General features: G+C 68.3%; 18 protein-coding genes and 1 pseudogene. 11 read left to right on the top strand and 8 right to left on the bottom strand.

Annotated elements, in window-relative coordinates:
- Window positions 1-44: 44 nt before the first annotated feature.
- The gene (locus BQ8420_RS05440; RefSeq protein WP_087096708.1) at window positions 45-1,649 is read right to left on the bottom strand and encodes an alkaline phosphatase; all 1,605 of its coding nucleotides are present in this window, start codon (window positions 1,647-1,649) and stop codon (window positions 45-47) included.
- A 179-nt stretch (window positions 1,650-1,828) separates the two neighbouring features.
- Between BQ8420_RS05440 and BQ8420_RS05435 the strand changes: the two genes are divergently transcribed.
- The 4 genes from BQ8420_RS05435 to BQ8420_RS05420 all read left to right on the top strand — a co-directional run bounded on the left by BQ8420_RS05435 (window position 1,829) and on the right by BQ8420_RS05420 (window position 5,268).
- Window positions 1,829-2,113 carry a hypothetical protein gene (locus tag BQ8420_RS05435; RefSeq protein ID WP_087096707.1) on the top strand — a complete coding sequence of 95 codons (285 nt, stop codon included), beginning with the start codon at window positions 1,829-1,831 and terminating at the stop codon, window positions 2,111-2,113.
- Window positions 2,114-2,128: 15 nt separating this feature from the next.
- A complete protein-coding gene (locus tag BQ8420_RS05430) occupies window positions 2,129-2,767 on the top strand; it encodes a TetR/AcrR family transcriptional regulator (RefSeq protein ID WP_087096728.1) in 639 nt (212 codons plus the stop codon).
- Window positions 2,768-2,957: 190 nt separating this feature from the next.
- Window positions 2,958-4,136 carry an MFS transporter gene (locus BQ8420_RS05425; RefSeq protein ID WP_087096706.1) on the top strand — a complete coding sequence of 393 codons (1,179 nt, stop codon included), beginning with the start codon at window positions 2,958-2,960 and terminating at the stop codon, window positions 4,134-4,136.
- 268 nt (window positions 4,137-4,404) lie between these two features.
- On the top strand, window positions 4,405-5,268 hold the full coding sequence (locus tag BQ8420_RS05420) for an alpha/beta fold hydrolase (RefSeq protein ID WP_087096705.1): 864 nt from the start codon (window positions 4,405-4,407) through the stop codon (window positions 5,266-5,268).
- 79 nt (window positions 5,269-5,347) lie between these two features.
- Here BQ8420_RS05420 and BQ8420_RS05415 read toward each other — a convergent pair whose 3' ends face one another.
- Entirely contained in the window at window positions 5,348-6,220 is an 873-nt protein-coding gene (locus BQ8420_RS05415; RefSeq protein ID WP_087096704.1) for a helix-turn-helix domain-containing protein, read from the bottom strand.
- Window positions 6,221-6,407: 187 nt separating this feature from the next.
- Between BQ8420_RS05415 and BQ8420_RS05410 the strand changes: the two genes are divergently transcribed.
- The 4 genes from BQ8420_RS05410 to BQ8420_RS05395 all read left to right on the top strand — a co-directional run bounded on the left by BQ8420_RS05410 (window position 6,408) and on the right by BQ8420_RS05395 (window position 10,415).
- The gene (locus BQ8420_RS05410; RefSeq protein ID WP_087096703.1) at window positions 6,408-7,697 is read left to right on the top strand and encodes an MFS transporter; all 1,290 of its coding nucleotides are present in this window, start codon (window positions 6,408-6,410) and stop codon (window positions 7,695-7,697) included.
- Between the two features lie 161 nt (window positions 7,698-7,858).
- Window positions 7,859-8,989, top strand: coding sequence for a hypothetical protein (locus tag BQ8420_RS05405; RefSeq protein ID WP_087096727.1), 1,131 nt, complete (start codon window positions 7,859-7,861; stop codon window positions 8,987-8,989).
- A gap of 182 nt (window positions 8,990-9,171) precedes the next feature.
- Window positions 9,172-10,098: an ABC transporter ATP-binding protein gene (locus BQ8420_RS05400; protein ID WP_087096702.1), complete on the top strand. Its 927-nt coding sequence runs from the start codon at window positions 9,172-9,174 to the stop codon at window positions 10,096-10,098.
- Window positions 10,095-10,415, top strand: a complete 321-nt coding sequence (locus BQ8420_RS05395) for a hypothetical protein (RefSeq protein WP_087096701.1) — start codon at window positions 10,095-10,097, stop codon at window positions 10,413-10,415. Before BQ8420_RS05400 ends, BQ8420_RS05395 begins: the two co-directional genes overlap by 4 nt.
- Here the strand turns inward: BQ8420_RS05395 and BQ8420_RS05390 are convergent.
- The 6 genes and pseudogenes from BQ8420_RS05390 to BQ8420_RS05365 all read right to left on the bottom strand — a co-directional run bounded on the left by BQ8420_RS05390 (window position 10,386) and on the right by BQ8420_RS05365 (window position 16,813).
- Window positions 10,386-11,642, bottom strand: coding sequence for an RNA-guided endonuclease TnpB family protein (locus tag BQ8420_RS05390; RefSeq protein ID WP_087096700.1), 1,257 nt, complete (start codon window positions 11,640-11,642; stop codon window positions 10,386-10,388). The two genes, BQ8420_RS05395 and BQ8420_RS05390, sit on opposite strands and share 30 nt — an antisense overlap.
- 62 nt (window positions 11,643-11,704) lie before the next feature.
- Window positions 11,705-11,872 (bottom strand): annotated as a pseudogene (locus BQ8420_RS05385) (transposase); the annotation flags it as partial.
- A 383-nt stretch (window positions 11,873-12,255) separates the two neighbouring features.
- Window positions 12,256-13,569 carry an ABC transporter substrate-binding protein gene (locus tag BQ8420_RS05380; protein ID WP_087096698.1) on the bottom strand — a complete coding sequence of 438 codons (1,314 nt, stop codon included), beginning with the start codon at window positions 13,567-13,569 and terminating at the stop codon, window positions 12,256-12,258.
- Between the two features lie 74 nt (window positions 13,570-13,643).
- Window positions 13,644-14,909 carry an ABC transporter substrate-binding protein gene (locus tag BQ8420_RS05375; RefSeq protein ID WP_087096697.1) on the bottom strand — a complete coding sequence of 422 codons (1,266 nt, stop codon included), beginning with the start codon at window positions 14,907-14,909 and terminating at the stop codon, window positions 13,644-13,646.
- Between the two features lie 73 nt (window positions 14,910-14,982).
- A complete protein-coding gene (locus tag BQ8420_RS05370) occupies window positions 14,983-15,858 on the bottom strand; it encodes a carbohydrate ABC transporter permease (RefSeq protein WP_087096696.1) in 876 nt (291 codons plus the stop codon).
- Window positions 15,848-16,813: a carbohydrate ABC transporter permease gene (locus BQ8420_RS05365; RefSeq protein WP_087096695.1), complete on the bottom strand. Its 966-nt coding sequence runs from the start codon at window positions 16,811-16,813 to the stop codon at window positions 15,848-15,850. The genes BQ8420_RS05370 and BQ8420_RS05365 overlap by 11 nt, the downstream gene beginning before the upstream one ends.
- A 416-nt stretch (window positions 16,814-17,229) precedes the next feature.
- Here BQ8420_RS05365 and BQ8420_RS05360 point away from each other — a divergent pair, with 416 nt between their 5' ends.
- Genes BQ8420_RS05360 through BQ8420_RS05350 form a run of 3 tightly spaced genes read left to right on the top strand, consistent with a single transcriptional unit; the run spans window position 17,230 to window position 20,563 of the window.
- Window positions 17,230-18,543 (top strand): Gfo/Idh/MocA family protein, encoded by a 1,314-nt coding sequence (locus tag BQ8420_RS05360; protein ID WP_087096694.1) that lies wholly within the window; start codon window positions 17,230-17,232, stop codon window positions 18,541-18,543.
- Window positions 18,540-19,727 (top strand): Gfo/Idh/MocA family protein, encoded by a 1,188-nt coding sequence (locus BQ8420_RS05355; RefSeq protein WP_087096693.1) that lies wholly within the window; start codon window positions 18,540-18,542, stop codon window positions 19,725-19,727. Before BQ8420_RS05360 ends, BQ8420_RS05355 begins: the two co-directional genes overlap by 4 nt.
- Window positions 19,724-20,563 carry a PmoA family protein gene (locus BQ8420_RS05350; RefSeq protein WP_087096692.1) on the top strand — a complete coding sequence of 280 codons (840 nt, stop codon included), beginning with the start codon at window positions 19,724-19,726 and terminating at the stop codon, window positions 20,561-20,563. The genes BQ8420_RS05355 and BQ8420_RS05350 overlap by 4 nt, the downstream gene beginning before the upstream one ends.
- The last annotated feature ends 2 nt before the right edge of the window (window positions 20,564-20,565 follow it).

Genomic DNA, 20,565 nt, shown 5'->3' with positions numbered 1-20,565 from the left:
GGGTCCGGGCGGGAGGTCCCACCCGGACCCGGTTCGGGCGAGGCCTAGACCAGGGGGCGGGCGCCGGGCTCACCGGACTCGATGACGAACCGTGCCCGGTCGCGGATGGCGGCCCCCGGCCGGCTCACCTGGTCCACCACCCGGTAGTCGGCCGTCCACTCGGTGGGGGTGAGGGTGTTGCGCACGTACCCGCGGTTGCGGTTGATGAACTGGATGTGGGGGTTCTCCTGTAGCTGGATCGCGTCACCGGGATGCTGCTCCACGCCGTCACGGCCGCTGGTGAAGGACGTTCCAGCCAACTCGGTGGCGACCGTCGCCGAACCGGGGTCGTCGAAGTCGGCCTTGACGTCGACCACGTAGTTGGCGTGCACGTCCCCGGTGAGCACCACGGCGTTCCCCACCCGGGCCAGCTCATCGCGCACGGCGTCGCGTTCGACCTTGTAGTTGTCCCAGGCGTCATCACTGAAGTAGGTGGGCTCGCCCTCGGTGAAGTCGCGCTGGGAGAAGAACACCTGCTGGGCCAGCACGTTCCAGGTGGCGTTGGATTCGCTCAGTCCTCGGGAGAGCCAGCGTCGCTGATCGGCGCCCAACATGGTGCGGTCGGGGTCCCCACGCTCGTCGTCCTCCACCTGCGCGTCCCGGTACTGGCGGGTGTCCAGCAGGTGCATGTCGACCAGGTTCCCGAATACGAGTCTGCGGTACAGGTGCAGGTCGGGCCCGGCGGGGCGTTGGGCGGCGCGCAGTGGCATGTGCTCGTAGTAGGCCTTCAGAGCGTTCTCCCTGCGCTGCAGGAACTCCTCGGGCGGGATGTCCTCTTCATAGGAGGTGTCGTCGGCCCAGTTGTTCTCGAGTTCGTGGTCGTCGAAGACCACCGCCCAGGGAAAGGCGGCGTGTGCGGCTTGGAGGTCGTGGTCGGTCTTGTACTGGGCGTGGCGCATCCGGTACTCGGCCAGGGAACGCACCTCGACCGGGGGCACGTGGCCGCGGCCGATCTCGCCCTGGTCCGCGGTCTCGTAGATGTAGTCGCCCAGGAAGGCCACCAGGTCCAGGTCCTCCTCGGCCAGGTGGGCCTGGGCCGTGTAGAGGCCGTGCGTGTAGCTCTGACAACTGGCCATGGCGAACGCGAACCGGTCCAGACGGGCGCCGGGGACCGGGGCGGTGCGGGTGCGTCCGACGGGGCTGATCCGACCGGCGACGCGGAACCGGTAGAAGTAGTCGGCGCGGGGACGCAACCCCTGAGCCTCGATGTGCACGGAGTGGGCCCGGTCGGGCCCGGTCACCACGGTTCCGGAAGCGACCGGGCGGGAGAAGCGTTCGTTCTCGGCGATCTGCCATTCGACCTCGACGGTGCGGTCGGGCATGCCGCCCAGGCCGTCCTCGGCCAAGGGTTCGGGGGCCAGCCGGGTCCACAGGACGACACTGTCGTGGAAGGGATCGCCGGAGGCGACGCCCAGGGTGAAGGGGTCGGAGATCATGGGGCCTCGGGGGGTCGAGGTGGCCGCTGACGCGGATGACGCACCCAAGGTCGTACCCAGCGCCGCGGCTCCCAAGGCGACGGCGCCGCCCATGAGCGCCTGACGTCGGGTGGCGTTCGTCCCTGCGGCGGGGGAGGAAACGGAAGGAACGGGGGGCCGGGAGGTGTCGGGCATACGGGGTCTCCATGGGGTGTGGGTGGAAAGGACCGTTGACCATCTCGCCACGGGGCCGAGTACGTTCCGACCACCGAGAAATACATCCTTCGCGACCTTCAGTATTCAGTCAACTACCTAGAGTCACTATTTTGGCGTGTAGGATCCTCAGCGCCCCTCGTCACCACGGGAGCCCTTCTTTGGGATACGGACTCGAAGCCGTCATCGCCGATGCCGCGCTGGTGCGCGCCACGTTGGCCGATCTTCCCCGAGCCCGTCACGTCGGACTATCGCAGGGGTTGGCCCTGGTTCCCCTGACCGACGCGCTGCACGACGATGGGCCCTTCCGCGAGTTCCACCTGTTGCCCGGATGGCCGGCCGCGCGCGTCCGCTCCAAGGTTCCGCTCCCGTCTCCTCGCACGGCGGGCACCCCACACCGCCATCGTCGAGAGTGGCGCGCGAACCGGAAGGGGCGCTCCGGTTGAGCTAAAGTGGCGGACATGGCGATCGGATCCTCTCGCAAACCCCGCACGGACGCGCTGCACAACCGCCGCCGCGTCCTGGACAGCGCGCACACGATCTTCGCCGAGCAGGGCCTGGAAGCCTCCATGACCTCCATCGCCCGCCGGGCCGGGGTCGGCGTCGCCACGCTCTACCGGCATTTCCCCACCAAGTCCGACCTGCTCGCCGAGGTCTCCCGCGACCAGGTCGCGGAGTGCGTGTCGGTGATCGACGACGCCTTGGACGACCCCGACCCCTGGCGGGGCTTCACCACCGTGATCGAGAAGATCTGCGCCATGCAGGCCAAGGACCGCGGCCTCGGCGCGGTGTTCCTGGAGGCCCTGCCGGACCCTGTTCTCTTCGAGACCGAGCGGATCCGCGCCGAGAACGGTTTCGCCGAACTCGCACGCCGGGCCAAGGATGTCGGGCGGCTGCGCCCCGACTTCGTTCGGGACGACCTCACCCTGGTGATGATGGCCAACAGGGGCATCACCGCCGCCACGGAGGCCGAGGCCCTGGCCACCTCCCGTCGGCTGAGCGCCTACCTGATCCAGGCCTTCGAGGCCCGACCCGAGCGGGCGCCCCTGCCACCGGTGCCGCGACTGGGACCGCACCCGGACCTGCCCTCCCGCCACTGACACCGCGAAGGACCTTGTCCACAGGTCCAGGATTTCCTCTCGCGCCACCCCGCCCCGCTGTCCTACCCTGGTGCCATGCGCAAGCGACATTAAGTCCCAGCCCGAGGTCGATCCGCGACGAACGCCCGGGGGCCACCGGATGCACTGAACGCACTCGGTGTCCTTGAACCGTTCGACGGAAAAGACCTCCATGACCACCGTGAACCCACGCGTGTCCCACACGCGACTCCTCCGGCTGACCGGGCCGGTCTACGGCTACGCCTTCTTCGAGGAGTTCATCCTCCTCTATCCGCTCTACGCCCTGCTGTTCACCGAGCACGGCCTGACGGTCACCCACATCAGCGCCCTGTTCGTGCTGTGGTCCCTGACCTCGGTGTTGTCGACCGTGCCGGCCGGCGCCCTGGCCGACCTGATACCGCGCCGCTACCTGCTCGCGACGGCCCCGCTGTTGACCGGGTCCGCGTTCGCTCTGTGGCTGCTCCTGCCCTCCCCTTGGGTCTTCGCCCTGGGGTTCGTGCTCTGGGGCGCGGCCGGGGCCCTCTCCTCCGGTGCCTTCGAGGCGCTGGTGTACACCGAGATGGACCACCGCGGGGCCACCGCCGGCTACGCCGGGGTGATGGGCCTGACCCGTGCCCTGGGTGTGGCCGCGGTGGGTGTGGCCACCGTAGCGGCCGTTCCCGTCATGGCCCACGGCGGCTACTTGGTCATCGGCCTGGCCAGTGTGGCCGCCTGCCTGCTGTGCGCGATCTGCGCCCTGACCCTGCCCGAACACCGAGCCCCGGGTGAGCGAGGCTCCGACGAGGGACCCGGCTACCGGCAGACCCTGCGCCGGGGTCTGGCCGAGGTCCGCCACAACCGGAAGGTGCGCCCGGCACTGCTGTTGGTGGTGCTGGTCAGCGCCTTCTGGGGATCGTTGGAGGAGTACGTGCCGCTGCTGGCCCGTGACTCGGGGGTCTCCGCGCAGTCGGTGCCGTTGGTGGTGCTGGTGGTGTGGACCGGGGTGACCCTGGGAGGCCTGTCGGCCGGCCCCGCCTCTCGGCTCCCGGGCCGGGCCCTGGCCGCGCTGATGACCCTGGCTGCGGTCGCCATCGCCGCGGGCGCCCTGCTCACCGGCCCCTGGGGCTGGGCGCTGTTGGGGCTCGGGTTCGGTGCGTGCCAGGCGATGATGGTGGTGGCCGACGCCCGTCTTCAGGAGACCATCACCGGTTCGAGCCGGGCCACGGTCACCTCGTTGGCCGACCTGGGCACCGAGACACCCGGCATCGCCACGTTCCTGGTGTACGCGGGGGTGTTCGCCGCCTTGGGCCATGGCGCGACCTTCGCACTGTTCGCCGCCCCCCACCTGCTCCTGGCCCGACGAGGAGACTGAAACCCGAACCTACGAACCTCTGTCGAAATTTTCCTGTTCCTTGGAGGTTCCGTCCGAACCCGAACGCTCTGGTGAGCGTCTCTCCCAGTGTCGGGGCGTTCGCGTTCCGACACGGGTACGAGGGGCAAGGCCCACCGTGCAGCACCGTGCCCGAGGACGGCGGGTCACGGCGCACGGGCCGTAGGTGTCGAGGGACCACCTGCGGCCCGTCCATTTTTTACGGTGCATCCTATTGATCCCCTTGACCCGTTGAATAGCATCGTTTGTTGTGACTCACCAGACGACGAACCCCGCGAACCACGACGGCCTTGACATCGCTTCCGTGCGCGGGATCAGCGTCGGTTACACGGATCGTGGGGCGGGGTGTCCCGTCCTGTTCCTTCACGGTCATCCCTTCGACCGGACGATGTGGGAACCCCAGATCCGAGCGCTGGCCGGACGCGGTTACCGAACGATCGTGCCGGACCTGCGCGGTTACGGCAGCTCCACGGTCGTGCCCGGGGTGACCCCATTGGAGGTCTTCGCGCGCGACCTGGCCGCGCTACTGGACCACCTGGAACTGGACGTGGTCAACGTGGTGGGTCTGTCCATGGGCGGCCAGGTGGCCTTGGAGATGTGCCGTCTCTTCCCCGACCGGGTCGATTCCCTGACCCTGGTGGCCACCAACCCCCTACCCGAGACCGAACAGGGGTGCCTGTCCCGTAAGCGATTGGCCTCCCGACTGCGCGAGGAGGGCATGCGCGGATACGCCGACGACATGCTCGTGGGCATGATGACCGCCGACAACGTCCGTGACCTGCCCGCGATCGCCGACCACGTGCGCGCCATGATGTACGCCGCTCCGCCCGAGGGCGCGGCCGCCGCCCAACTGGGTCGGGCCAAACGCCCCGACCACACCCCATTGCTCAAGCGCATCTCCGCCCCCACTCTGCTCGTGGTGGGCCAACACGACGGATTCACCCCACCCGAGGGCGCCGAACTCATGCACGTGCGCGTCCCGGACTCGGTCATGGAGATCATCGAGGGGGCTGGCCACTTGCCCAACCTGGAGCGCCCCGAACGCTTCAACGAGGTACTGCGGCGGTTCCTCGAACGGACCCGGCTGCGTTCCCACGCCTTCGGGATCGGGTGAGGGCGGCCCCGACCGCCCGGGCCGAGACCACCCCCTCCCCAGGTGCGAACACGCCCCATATGCGTGTCCCGCGACGGGTTCAGGTCTTCTCCACCGGCATCCACAGCTCTCCGGAGGCCAAGTCCTCCTCCCGCTCGTCGTAGTCCACCTTCAGCATGTCCGGTCCTTGCCCGTGCTGGTAGGCCGGGTTGGAGGGGAACCACTCGGAGAAGGCGTACAGCCAGATCCGCTGGATCTGCTCGGGGAAGGTGTACCGCTCGAAGGGGAAGACCACCCAGGTGCCCGCCGGCACCCGCAGCGACTCCATCCCCTCGGGAACCTCGGCGGAGGAGGTGGCGGCCCCCTGGTAGTAGTCGACGTCGCTTCCCTCCCCACACCCCGGCTCCAGGGTGTGGGTCACACCCAGCGTCCCACGCGGTTCCTGGTCGGACAGTTCCTCGATCCTCTCGTGGGTGGCCTCGTCGATGCCCTTGACGAACTCGATCATGGCCTCGTTGGGGCCCTCGCAGACCAGCGGTACACGGGCCTTGGGGCCGGTGACGGCGAACGCTTCCTTGTCGACGATCCGATAGCACATGACGGTGTTCCCTTCGATGGTCAGGTGGAAGGTCAGTCGCGACTGTGAGCTGAGCGCGGCACCGACGCGGCGTGCCTCACCCGGTCCGATCCCGTGCACGGACCGGAACGCCCGACCGAACGCCTCGGCCGACCCGTAGCCGTACCGCACCGCGACGTCGAGCAGGGTGTCCCTGCCCTCGATCACCTCGGCCCCGGCCAGGGTCATGCGCCGACGACGCACGTACTCCGAGATCGGCATCCCGGACAGCGCCGAGAACATCCGTCGGAAGTGGTGCTCGGAGACGAATACCGAGCGCGCCATCGCGGCCACGTCCACGGGCTCGCCCAGGTCCCTTTCGACCTGCTCCAGCGCCTCGTTCAATCGGTCCAGCATCGGTTCCTCCCTTGCTCACATCGACCAAGTTACGGACGGTCCACCCGCTCCGACCCGACCGTTGCGGTACGGCTTCGGTCGGGTCCCCGCGCGCCCGCATCGCCGTTTCTGCCCACGGGAAAAGGGCCTGTCCGGCCCACCGGCCCTGTGCCAGTGTGATCGGCAAACCTCCTCACCGAAGGACCTCATGGCCGAGAAACCGACCCGAACCGGCGCGGAAAGCTCCCCTCGGCAGCCCTTGGGCCGCCGCTTCGGCACCCTCTTGGGCGCCATGGGCCTGGGCAACCTGAGTGATGGAATCGCGGTGGTGGCGCTGCCCTGGTACGCCGCCACACTCACCGACGACCCCTTCCAGGTGGCGCTGGTGGGCGCCGCCACCCGCCTGCCCTGGCTGTTGTTCGCCCTGCTCGCCGGGGTGGTGGGCGATCGAGTCGACCGGCGCCGGTTGATGATGGCCGCGGCGGGCGTCAAGGCGGTACTGCTGGTGGCCCTGACCACCACGGTCGCCCTGGGCGCGGGCTCGATCCCGTTGCTGGTGGGCATCGCCCTACTGGTGGGAACCTGCGAGGTGTTCTTCGACAACACCGCACAGGCGATGGTGCCCGCCCTGGTACCCCGCCAACGGCTGGAACGGGCCAACGGCTACCTGCAAGGGGTGGAACGGGTACTCAACAAGTTCTTGGGCGCCCCCCTGGCCGGGATGCTGCTGGCGGCCTCCACCGCCTGGGCCTTCGGCGCGCAGGCCGCGCTCGTCTTCTTGGCCTTGGTCTGTCTGCTGAGTCTGCGCGGTGATCACCACCCGGCGACGGCCGGACAGCGGCGCCCCGGCATTCGCCTCATGCTGCGCGAGGGACTGTCGTGGTTGTGGCACCACCCGGTGCTGCGCTTGACCGCCCTGGTCAGTGGGGCCTCCAACCTGGCCGCGGCGATGATGGCGGCGGTCCTGGTGCTCTTCGCCCAGGACGTGCTGGGGGTGGGACCCCAGGGCTACGGGTTGTTGATGACCGTGACCGCGGCGGGCGCCGTCCTGGGCGCGCTGGTGGTGCCCTCCTTCTCCCACCGGGTACACCCGGCCACCGCCCTGACCGTGGTCCTGGCGATTCTGGGCACGACCGCTCTGACCGTGGGTCTGACACGCGCCGTTCCGATGTTCGTGCTCTGCTACCTGTTCACCGGTTTCGCCTCCACCTGGTGGAACATCACGATGATCACCCTCTTCCAGCGTCTGACCCCCGACCGGCTGCGTTCGCGGGCCTTCAGCGCCCACCGGACCCTGTCGTGGGGAATGCTCTCGGTGGGTATGGCCCTGGGTGGCACCCTCGCCTCCACCCTGGAGGGGGTGTTGGGACGGGAGTGGGCCTTGGCCGTCCCCTTCCTGACCGCGGGAACGATCGGTCTGGTCCTGGCCGCGGTCGTCGCCCTGACGCTCACACGGCAAGTGATCGACCGGGCACTGAACGAAGCCGAACCGACCTGACCCAGGACGAATAGGAAAATACTGGAAATCTTCGGGCAACTTCCGTGTCTGATTCGACGTGGCGCCCTTCCGGAAACCACCATGGGCCCTTCAGGATCGTCGACAGGCCGACCCCGAGAAGGAGGTGGGCGGGGCGGGGGTACACGCGCCCCGCGAACTTGATGGATCTTGGTTTTCTGCGACCTCTGTACGAGAGCGACGGCCCCGTGGCATCGGTGCACCTGGACACCAGCCGGGACACCACCGACGCCGACAAGAAGATCGATCTGCGCTGGCGCCACCTACGCGAGGAACTGGCGGCACTGGGCACCGACGAGGCCACCCTCGACGTCCTGGAAGAGGCCATCGGGGAAGGCAACTCCCGCGCCTACGGCGACCACGGCCAAGCGGCCTACGCCTCCCAAGGACGACTCTTGGGCGAGTACACGCTGACCTCGCCACCCGCACAGGACCGCGCCTCGTTCCTTCCGGTCCCCGACGCCCTTCCGTTGGCCATCGACCGCGGCCGGCAACGGCCCTACGTCCTGGTGGCCCTGGACCGGGTCAAGGCCAAGGTGTACGCCTACGCTGGCCATCCCACCGAAGGACCCGTCCTCGAATCCGAGAACGTCGGCGAGAACATGCAGAACCTCGACGGGGCCACTCGGATCTTCCCCGGTCAGCGCGGGGACGCGGGCGGACGCCGGGCCGACACCGGCACCGCCCAGGACATGTGGCGTGAGAACGCCGTCGGCGTCGCCGAACTGGTCCGCGACGCCGTGGCCAAGGTCCGCGCCCAGGCCATCATCGTGGGCGGAGACGACGAGGCCATCGCCTACCTGCGCGACAACCTCGGCCCGCGCCGACTCAGCATCCCCATCAAGGTGGTGGCGGGCGGACGCGGAGGAACCGACGCGGAGGAGCGCTTGCAGGAGAGCGCCGAAGAGTGCCTGCGCGAGCTGGTCCAGCAGGAACAGGAACAGGCCATCGACGAGTACCACCGCAAACTCGCCCACGACCAGGCGGTGCGCGGCACCAGGCCCACCCTGCCGATGCTCTCGGAGGGTCGGGTGGACACCCTGTTGTTGGGCGCGAACCGGCAGGACGAACCGCAACTGTGGGGTTCCGCCACCTCCCCGGTCCTGGTGCACACCTCAGCCCGAGGGCTGGACGACCCCGACTCCGGATTCCAGGCACCGGCCAGCGCCCTGATGCTGCGTTCGGCCGTGATGGGGGACGCCCGGTTCAGCGAACTGCTAGAGGAGGGCGAACCCAGCGGCGAGGCCGGGGCCACCCTGCGTTTCCCCAAGTAGTCGCCGCCGGATGAACCGGTGCCCCGCTCCCATCCGTGGGGGAGCGGGGCACCTTCATGTGCGCGTGGCGGACTCGACCCTGCGGTCAACCCCACCCCCACCCGACGGTCCACCTCATGGTCCGGTCAAGGGCCCGGATCCTAGCGTTGAGACAGTACTCGCGCCGACCGGACAGGACCTCGATGATCACCCTGCGCGGACTGACCAAACGCTACGGAAAGACCCTCGCGGTCGACGACCTGGACCTGCGGATCCACCCCGGCCGGGTCACCGGCTTCCTAGGACCCAACGGCGCCGGGAAAACCACCACCCTGCGGATGGTGCTGGGCCTGGACCGACCCACCGCGGGCCAGGCCCTGATCAACGGTCGCCCCTACCGTGAACTGCGCAGCCCCCTGCACACCGTGGGCGCGGTCCTGGACGCCAAGGCCGTCCATCCGGGCCGCAGCGCCCGCTCCCACCTGCTGGCCCTGGCCCGCACCCACCACATCCCCGCCCGGAGGGTGGAGGAGGTCCTGGAAACGGTGGGCCTGACCGAGGTGGCCCGCCGCCGAGCAGGCGGCTTCTCCCTGGGCATGAGCCAGCGCCTGGGCATCGCCTCGGCCCTGCTCGGTGACCCCGAAGTACTCATCCTCGACGAACCCGTCAACGGCCTGGACCCCGACGGAGTGCGGTGGATCCGCGACCTGATGCGGTCCCTGGCCGAGGAGGGCCGCACCGTCTTCGTCTCCAGCCACCTGATGAGCGAGATGCAACTGACCGCCGACCACCTGGTGGTGATCGGACGCGGCAGGCTCATCACCGACGCGCCCCTGAGCGAGGTACTGGACGACAAGGCCTGGACGGCCGTGAAGGTGCGCGCCGCGCACCCCGAGGACCTGATCGACGCCCTGACCGCCGAAGGCGCCCAGGTCGAACGCCCCACCGCCAGCGAACTCCTCATCACCGGAGTGGACGTCGAACGCGTGGGCGAGCTGGCCCACCGGACCGGAGTGGCCTTGTCCGAGCTCAGCACCCGTGACGCCTCCCTCGAACAGGCCTACCACGAGCTCACCTCCGACAGCCTCCAGTACCAGTCCACACAAGCCACGAACGGAAGCCCGGCATGAGCACCGCCCACGCCACACCGCCCGCCACCGTCCGCTACCGACCCCTTCTGGGAGCGATCGCCGCCGAGTGGGTCAAGTTCGTCTCGGTGCGCTCCACCTGGTGGGGGCTGGCCACCGCTCTCGTCCTGATGGCACTGGTCGCGACCAGTGGAGCGGTGGACGCCACCACCGGCAAGATCTCGGCAGCGGGTGTGCCCGCCTCGGAAATGGCGATCTACGGCGCGGTGTGGGTGGTCCAGTTCGTACTGATCGGCATCGCACTGACCTTCTTGACTTCCTCCCCACGGCTAAAGCCGGGGGATTCCCACCAGCGATAACGCCGGTTGGTGCGCCTGCCCTCGCGGGGGCGCTGGTTCCTGCTTCACGGACCGGGTAACCCCGAGGTCTCCGCAGGCTGACACCGCATGCCCTGCGGCGTAAAGGATGTTCTTGGCCGCGTTCACATCGGCGTGGTCGGTGTGTTCGCAGGAGGTGCACGCGAACTCGGCTTGGCTCTTGCGCGAGTGGGCGTCCACCACTTTGCACCGGTGACACGTCTGCGAGGTGTAGGCGGGGTTGACCAGCGCGATGCGGGTGCCGGTCTTGCGTGCGGCGTTGCGCAAGGCGAGTTCGAGCCGGTGCCACCCTTTGTCCCGGATAGCTCGGTTAAGCCCGGCCTTTTGGCGCACCTTTTTTCCAGGCGCTTCCAGAGTTCCCTTGGCGGACGCGGTCATGTTGGTGGTACGCAACGCCTCTAGCACGACCATGTTGTGCCGGGTGGTGAGTGTGTGGGCGAGCTGCGCGCAAAAGTCGCCGCGCCGCTCCACGGCCCGGGTGGTGATGGCACCCATGGCCTTCAACGTTTTGCCCCGGTTCGCGCTGCCTTTCTTCTGCCGAGCGAGCTTGCGTTGAAGGCGCAGGTGCCGGGTCTTCTCGCCATCGGTGGCGAACGGGCGGTCGTGGAACTGTCCCGTGGACAGGGTCGCCGCCACGGCCACTCCCCGGTCCACCCCTACCGGGGTGCCCGGGTGGTGCTCGGGGGTGAGCTGTCCGTCTTCGACGAGGAAGGACACGAACCAGTGCCCGCCCTTGCGGGACACCGTGGCCGAGCGGATGGTTCCGCCGATCGGGCGGGAGGAGCGCAGCCGCACCCAGCCGAGCTTGGGCAGCTTGGCCCGCGACCATTTGCGGTTCAGCTTCTCCACCGTGATGAGGTTCCCGGCAGGGAAGCGGAACGAGGGCATCCACCGGCCTTTGGCCCGCCACCGCACGTTGAAGGTGCCCTTGTCCCGACAGGCCCGGTCGAGGTCCTTCAAGGTCTGCTGGAGCACGTGTGAGGGGGCGGCCTTGAGCCAGGTCTCTTCGGATTTGGCTTCGGCAAGCTGTCCGGCTTGGAGGTGGTACCCGCAGAACGGCCCTTTCCGCCCCCGGGTGTACCGGTCGACGTATTGGCGGCGTTGGTCCAGGGCGGTGTTCCACACCGCGCGGCAGATGTCACCGAACTCGGCGCACATCGCGGCTTGCTCTTGGGTCAGAGCAAGCCGGTATCGGCGACCCGACAACATCGTGGAACACCCCCTCTCCTTCCTCAGCGGCTCTTCTGGTCCTGGACGTAACGCTTGACCTGCTAAAGCGGGGCACCGCCGACGGTGGCCACGAAGTAGCTGTTGGTCCACAAGGTCGGCAGCCGCGACTTCAGGTGTGAAAACTCCTCACGCAACAGCCGAGAGGAACGCCCCTTGATGGCTTTGACCAGCCGGTGCATCCCGAATTGGGGGTCGACATCCACGAGCAGAACGGTTCCCGAGTGCGCCGCGTCGGTGCTTGGGGACCAGACCATGCGGAAGGCGCATGGGAACGTGATACTCGCTCTTGAGCTCAGGGTGAGATATGCGTAACTCATTGTAGGGAAAAGGGCTGTCTCATGGTCCCGTTCGCGGAGAGGCGGCTATCTCCAGGGCTGAAGCCCGGGGTCTGCGCCGCACGGAAGACATCGATCAACGCCATCTTCGACAAGTTCGGCCTGGCGCACACCCCCGAGTACAGTCGCCGGGTTCTGGCGGTGCTGCGTTTTCTGAGCACTTGAGAACCTCTGCCGCGCAGGGAGAACAGAGGTCGGGCCCCGCTGGGAGCACTCCCAGCGGGGCCCGACCTCGACCACGTGCCGCGTCCGGTTTCCTACTGGGAACCGGTGGCCGCCTCGACCTCGGTCATGAACTGCTCGGCCGCCTCCTCGGGCGTGAGGTTGCCGAAGGCCAACTCATCGGACACCCGCTTGGTGATCTCCACGACCTCACCGGCACCGATCGGCGGCGGCGGGTTGCCATCGACCACGTCGCCCTCCACGTCCGACAGGAAGATCGCGCTGCGCTCGTCCGCCTCGGGCAGGGAACTCAGGATGTGCGCCCGCACGTCGATGTTGGCGGGCAACCCCAGGTCGGCCAGGATCAGCTCCGCCGCCTGGTTGTCGTTGAGCATGAAGTCGACGAACCGGGCCGCCTCCTCGGGGTGGTCGGTACCGGCCGAGACCGAATAGAACATCGCCGGCTTGAAGTACATGCCGGTGCGCTCGCTCTCACTCTCACCCGGGTAGCGCAACAGCTCCAGGTCACGGTCGGAGGAGGCGGTCAGCCCGCCCAACTGGTTGCTCCAAAAGTGCGCCATCGCGCCGGTGTTGGTGGCCAGCACCGACTGGTCGGGGCCGCCCGCCTCGATCTCCACGCTCTGCGAGGCGCCGGGCTGCCCGCCACCCTCCAGCAGGTCCTGGGTGACCTGGAACCACTTGGTCAGGGTCTCGGCTGAGAACGCGAGCTCACCGTCCTCGCCGTAGAGGTTCTCCCCGTGCTGGCGGGCGAAGATCTGGAACCCGCTCTCGTTGTAGGACATGCTCTGGGTGCCCACGACCTCGCCGTCGGTGGCGTCGCTGATCTGACCGGAGATCTCGACGTAGTCGTCCCAGGTCCAGGTGGTGTCGTCGGGCATCTCCACCCCGGCCTCGGCGAAGGCCTCCGGGTCGGCGAGGATGGCGTAGACGTTCACACCGGAGGCCACACCGTAGGTCTGATCGTCCAGGTCACCGCTGTCGGCGATCAGCGGGTCGATCTTGGACAGGTCCAATTCGTCGGAGAACTCGGTGAGGTCGGCCAGCGCGCCCCGGTCACCGTACTCACGCAGGTACCGCTCCTCCTGCATCATGATGTCGGGGGAGTCGTCGGCGGCGGTGCTGGTGGCCAACCGGTCCCAATACGAGCCCCAGTCGGTGTAGTCCCCGGCGATCTGGATATCGGGGTTGTCCGCCTCGAAGATCTCGATGACCTGCTGCATGTTGGAGTGCCGGTCGTCCGCTCCCCACCAGGAGAAGCGCAGTTCCACCACACCGTCCTCGGCGGAGGAGCCGCCCCCGCAAGCGGAGGCGAGCAGTGTGAAGGCGGCGGCCAGAGCCAGGGGAGCGGCCGTGCGGCGTGTGCGTACGCCGCCGGAGGGGATGTTCATCGGGGGGTCCTCAAGGTCTCGTGTTCGGGTGTGCAAGGGTGCGCGGGCGGGGCCACGCCGTGGGGTCGATCGGGTCAGGTACCCGAATCGACCGCGGTGCGCAGTTCGGAGACGAACTGCTCGGCCGCCTCACGTGCGGTGAGGTTGCCGAAGCTGAATTCCTGGTAGGCACGCCGGTTGATGTCGACGATCTCGCCCGAGCCCACGGGCGGAGGCGGGTTGCCGTCGACGATCTCGCCCTCGATGTCGGCGAGGAAGTCGGCGCCCCGGGTCTCGGCCTCGGGCAGGTCCGACATGATCTGCTCGCGCACCTGGGTGTTGGCCGGCAACCCCAGGTCGGCCAGTACGATCTCGCCCACCTCACCACTGTTGAGCAGGAAGTCGACGAACCCGGCCGCCTCCTGCGGGTGATCGGTACCGGCCGAGACCGAGTAGTACATGGCGGGCTTGAAGTAGGTGCCGGTGCGCTCGTTCTCGGTCTCACCGGGAAAACGCAACAGCTCGATGTCACGCCCGGAGGCCTGGGCCACGGCGCCCAGCTGGTTGCTCCAAAAGTGCGCGGTGGCCCCGGTGTTGGTGGCCAACACCGACTGATCGGGGCCACCGGCGGCGATTTCCACGCTCTGGGAGGCATCGGGCTGTCCGCCGCCCTCCAAGAGCCGATCGGTGAGCTCGTACCAGGCCTGCAGGGTCTGCTCGGTGAAGGCGATCTCACCGTCCTCGTCGAAGAGGTTCTCCCCATGCTGGCGGACGAAGATGTGGAAGGCGTTCTCGTTGGTCAGACCCTGGGTTCCCACGATCTCGCCGTCGGTGGCCTCACTGATCTCGATGGAGATCTCCACGTAGTCGTCCCAGGTCCACGTGGTGTCGTCGGGCATCTGGACCCCGGCCTCGGCGAAGGCCTCCGGGTCGGCGAGCATCGCCGAGGCGTTGACGCCGGTGGGAGCACCATAGAGCGCCCCGTCCACCATCCCGCTCTCGGCCACCAACGGATCCAAGGACGACAGGTCCAGCCCCTCCAAGGTGCTCAGATCGGCCAGGGCCCCCCGATCCGCGTACTCGGTCAGGTAGGACTCGTCCTGCATGATCACGTCGGGGGCGTCATCGGCGGCGACGCCGGTGGCCAACCGGTCCCAATAGGCATCCCAGTCGGTGTAGTCGGGGCTGACCCGGATGCCGGGGTTCTCAGCCTCGAAGACCTCGATGACCTCCTGTAGGTTGGCGTGCCTCTCGTCCGACCCCCACCAGGAGAAACGCAGCTCCACCACGTCCCCTGAGTCACCGGAGCCGGAACAGGAGGTCAGGGCCAAGACCAACGCTCCGGTGGCCGCGACGACCATGGCCGGACGTGAGCGCGATCGTGTGGAGCGGGTGCGCGTGGGGGGTGGCACGGTGGGTCCCTTCGGTAGGGGGCTACTTGATCCCGGTGGTGGCGATGCCCTTGACGAGATAGCGCTGACCGGCGAGGAAGAACCCGAACACCGGCCCCAGCGCCACCACCGACATCGCGAACAACGGCCCCCAAGAGGTTTGGGAACTGGAGTCGACGAAGGTGCGCAGCGCCACCGGGACGGTGTACATATCGGGGCTGGTCAGGAAGATCAACTGGCTGAAGAAGTCGTTCCAGGTCCAGATGAAGGTGAAGATCGCGGTGGTGGCCAGGGCCGGCATCGACAGCGGCAGGATGATCTGGAAGAAGATGCGCAGGTGCCCGCATCCATCGATGCGCGCCGCCTCGTCCAGGTCACGGGGCAACCCGCGGATGAACTGGACCATCAAGAAGATGAAGAAGGCGTCGGTGGCCAACAGCTTGGGGACGATCAGCGGATAGAAGGTGTTGATCCAGTCCAGCTGGGCGAACAGGATGTACTGCGGCACGATGATCACGTGGATGGGCAGCATGATCGTGGCCAGCATGATCGCGAAGAACAGACGCTTGCCACGGAACTCCAGGCGGGCGAAGGCGTAGGCCGCCAGGGAGCACCCGATGAGGTTGCCGATGATGGCGCCGGCCACCACGATCGCGGAGTTGAGCAGGTAGTGGTGGAAGGGGAACTGCAGGGCCCCCCAACCCTCGGTGTAGTTGCTCGGTGTGAAGCCCCAGGGGATGAGTCCGGGTTCGCGGAAGATCTCCGCGGTGGGTTTGAAGGAACTGGAGAGCATCCACAGCAGCGGGTAGAGCATGATCAGGCCGAAGCCGATCAGCCCGATGTGGGTGAGGAGTCGTCGCTTTCGTTGGGACCGGGTCCGAGTGGGGGTGGAGGCCGGTGCCTTGGTCTCAGTCGCCATAGAAAACCCAGTACTTGGAGGCGAGGAAGTTCACTGCGGTGAACCCCCCGATGATCATCAGGAGCAGCCAGGCCATCGCCGAGGCGTAGCCCATGTCGAACGACCCGAAACCGCGTTGGTACAGGTAGAGCGTGTAGAAGAGGGTGGAGTCCGAGGGACCACCGGTGCCGCCGCTGACGATGAACGCCTGGGTGAAGGTCTGGAAGGCGTTGATGATCTGCAGCACCAGGTTGAAGAAGATGATGGGCGTGAGCATCGGAACGGTGATGTTCCAGAACCGGTGCAGGGGACCGGCCCCGTCCACGGCGGCCGCCTCGTAGTACATCCGGGGGACCTGTCGCAGCCCGGCCAGGAAGATGACCATCGGTGCGCCGAAGGTCCACACGTTGAGCACGATGAGGGTGCCCAGGGCGTAGTCGGGGTGGGACACCCAGCCCGGCCCCTGCACCCCGAAGAACGCCAGGATCTGGTTGACCAGCCCCTCGGCGCCGAAGATCTGCCGCCACAGGATGGCGATGGCCACGCTGCCGCCCAACAGGGAGGGCAGGTAGTACACCGATCGGTACAGGGGCAGACCGCGCACCCCTCGGTCCAGGACCATCGCCAGCGCCAGCGCCAAGGCCAATTGCAGCGGGACCGAGACGAACACGTACACGAAGGTGACCCGCAGCGCGCTGTGCAGACGGTCATCGCTCAGCATGCGCTCATAGTTCTCCATCCCCACCCACTGGTGGTCACCGATGAGGTTGTAGTCGGTGAAGGAGAAGTACAACGAGGCCATCAGCGGTCCCGCGGTGATGACGATCAGGCCCAGGAACCAGGGGGCCAGGAAGCCGTAGGCGGCCAGGTTCTCCTGGCGGCGCCGACCGGTGCCGCGACCGGATCCTTTGGCCGTGCGGGCCTTGGGCGACGCGGGTTCGGTCTTCTTGGGGCTTCGTTGGAGGAGTGCGCTCACGGCGCACCACTCCCGGGGCGTGCCTGGCACCGTGCCGGGCACGGGCGGCGACTGTGGGGGCTCATGATCGGGGATCACCTATCTGGTCAGGGCGAATGCGGAGGATGTGGGGTCGCCTCCACTGACGTGGCCGAGAACACTCGGCGAACTCGCAGGTTATGGCCTGGTAAGCGCTATCCATAGTTTAAGATGTTCAGTTTCTAGCACCGGGTCAGATGGGGTGTCAACAGGCGATCGCGCCGCTGGAAACCCCTCTCCGGATCGTTATCTCCGGCCCCGACGGTGTCGCAGAGCCGAAAAATCAACTCCGGAACCCGCGTTCTGGCCGGTCCGAGCCGCTTTCCCCACCTCCGATCCCAGGGAAAATCCCTGAGTGATCATTGAGATCCACCGAGGAAAGCGTTTACCCTGAGCGCGTGAACGACACCTCTCCACGCAGATTCGCCATCGTCGGCACCGGGTCCAGGGCACGGATGTACACCCGCGCCCTCACCGACACCCATCGGGACCTGGGCCTCCTGGTGGCCCTGTGCGACACCAACGCCACTCGCATGGCCGTGCACAACCGGATCGTCACCGAGGCGGGGCTGGACCCCGTCCCCACCTATCCGGCCGAGGCCTTCGCCCGCATGCTCCACGAGCAGAAGGTGGACGAGGTCATCGTGTGCACGGTCGACCACACCCACGCCGACTACGTCGTGGCCGCCCTGGAGGCCGGCGTCGACGCCATCACCGAAAAGCCGCTCACCGCCGACCTGGACGGGCTCAAGCGCATCAACGCGGCACAGGCCCGCACCGGCGGGCACGTCACCGTCGGGTTCAACTACCGCTACAACCCTGTACACCTCAAGCTGCGCGAGCTCATCGCCTCCGGCGCCATCGGCGAGGTCGGATCGGTGCACTTCGAGTGGCTGCTCGACCTGCGCCACGGCGCCGACTACTTCCGCCGCTGGCACCGCGACAAGGCCAACTCCGGCGGTCTGCTGGTGCACAAGGCCAGTCACCACTTCGACCTGGTGAACTGGTGGATCGGCGCTCGCCCCGAAGAGGTCTACGCCTCGGGCCGGTTGTTCTTCTACGGGGCCCAGAACGGCCACCGCCACGGTGTGGCCGGCGACTACCCGCGCGGGCACGACTCACCCGGGGCCGACCAGGACCCCTTCGCTTTGCACATGGCCGACAGCCCCGACCTGACCGCCCTGTACCTGGAGGCCGAACACGAGGACGGCTACCGGCGCGACCTCAACGTCTTCGGTGAGGGCATCACCATCGAGGACGACATGTCGGTGCTGGTGCGCTACGACAGCGGGGTACGGCTCAGTTACCACCTGGTGGCCTACGCGCCCTGGGAGGGCTACCGGATCTCCATCACCGGCAGCAAGGGCCGATTGGAGCTGGACATGACCGAGTTCGCGCACACCTCACCGGACCAGGACGAACAGCACCCCGTACGCGGCATGCCCGCCCCCAAGGAGAACACCGCCGCCCGACTGTGGCTGCGCCGCCACTGGCAAGAGCCCGAGGAGATCCCCGTGAACGTGGGCGGCGGCGGACACGGCGGCGGCGACGTCGCCATGCTCACCGCCCTGTTCGGCCGGCTCGACGACGGTGTGCGCCCCGACCACGCCGACGGCGGCAACGCCCTGATCACCGGACTGTGCGCCAACGCCTCCATCGCCTCCGGACGCCCGGTACGGGTGGCCGACCTGCTGGGGGAGGAAGGCCGGTGAGCGCCCGCCCTCTACCCGAGGGGCCCGTGCCCGTGCTCTTGGTGGGCCTGCACGGGCACGGGCGCTCCCACCTGCGCGCCCTGAGGCCCCTGGTCGAACAAGGGCTGGTGCGCCTGGTCGGGGTGTGCGATCCTCGCCCCCCGGACCCCGACGACGACCTGGAGGGGCACGGCCCCCTACCCCACTTCGAGGACCTGACCCGAGCCTTGGAGGAGACCGGTGCCCGGATCACCGTCCTGGTCACCCCCATCCACACCCACCTGACGCTGGCCCGCACCGTGCTCGCCCACGGTTCTCACCTGCTGCTGGAAAAACCCACCACCGCGACCCTGGCCGAACTCCACGAACTCACCGACGCCGTCACGGGTTCGGGCCTGGTCTGCCAGGTGGGTTTCCAGAGTCTGGGATCGACCGCCATCGACCACGTCCGAGGGCTGCTGGACCAAGGCGCCGTGGGCGCACTGCGCGGCATCGGCGGCGCGGGCACCTGGAAACGCACCTCGGCCTACTACGATCGAGCCCCCTGGGCCGGACGTCGCCGCATGGCCGGGCGCGACGTGGTCGACGGGGCGCTGACCAACCCCTTCGCGCACATGGTGGCCACCGCCCTGGCACTGGCCGACGGCGGCGCTCACGCCCCCCACGAGATCGTCCCGGAGCTCTTCCACGCCCACCCCATCGAGGCCGACGACACCTCCTGCCTGCGCCTTCGCACCCCTCAGGGCACACCGGTGTGCCTGGCCGTGACCCTGTGCTCGCCACGCAGCCTGCCGCCCACGCTCCACCTGCACGGCGAGCACGGTCGCATCACCTTCGAGTACACCCTGGACCGGGTCACGGTGCACCGCCCCGGGCAGGACCCGCACACCAGCACCCACCCGCGCACCGGCCTGTTGGAGAACCTCATCGCCCATCTGCGCGAGGGGACGCCGCTCCTGGTTCCCCCCACCGCCACCCTGGGGTTCACCCACGTGCTGGAGGCGGTGCGCACCGCGCCCGACCCCCGCCCCATCTCCACCCGGTACCAGGACGTGTGGCGTGAGGCGGGCGCCACCCACCGCACCATCCACGGCATCGACGCCCTGATCCACCGAAGCGCCCGCCACATGAGCGGCTTCACCGAACTCGGTGCCGACTGGGCCGCACCCGAGCCCACCGCGCACCCGTTGGAGGTTCGACCGTGAACCTGTCCTTGAACGGCACCACCGTGGCCGTGCACCGCGACGGCTCCGACGTGGACCCGGTGCTCTCGCCACGCCCGTTCCTGCACCCGGTGACCACCCTGGCCGGCACCACCGTCACCGAAATGGAGCCCGAGGACCACCGCCACCACCTGGGATTCGGCTCGGCCGTACCCGACGTGTCCGGTACCAGCTTCTGGGGTGGACGCACCTTCACCCCCGACCGCGGTTCGGTACTACTGGACAACCACGGGCGCCAACGGCACGTGCGCACCCTGGACCTGGCATCCGACCACCACACCGCGCTGCTCTCCTGGACCGACCCCGGGGGGCGGGAGCTGATCTGCGAGGAACGCACCCTGCGCGCACTACCCCTGGACGAACACACCTGGGTACTGCGAGTGCGCACGGTACTGCGCAACACCTCCGGGCGGGACCTGAGCATCGGCAGCCCCGCCACCAACGGCCGCCCCGGCGCCGGCTACGGCGGCCTGTTCTGGCGTGCGCCCCTGGGCCCGCGCCCACCGGCCGTCACCGGCCCCGACGGCCTGGCCGGCCAAATGGACCTGCACGGGGCACGCGTGCCCTGGCTCGCCCTGGCCGGCACCACCGGCCAAGGCGACCGATGGACCCTGCTCCTGCACCAGGACGGCCCACTCGTGGAACCGTGGTTCCTGCGCGCGGACGAATATCCCGGAACGGGACCGGCCCTGGCCTGGGAGGAACGCCTTCCCCTTCCGGCCGGCCACACCCTGGAACGCGGCCTTCGGGTGGCCGTCGGCGACGGCCACCGAGACGACCTTCCCGCCCTGGCCGAGGCCGTCGCCGACCCGCCCTGACC

It is taken from the genome of Nocardiopsis sp. JB363 (assembly GCF_900143625.1).
Classification (GTDB): domain Bacteria; phylum Actinomycetota; class Actinomycetes; order Streptosporangiales; family Streptosporangiaceae; genus Nocardiopsis.
Note: the sequence above shows the minus strand (reverse complement) of the source record. Positions and strands in the feature narration are given on the sequence as shown.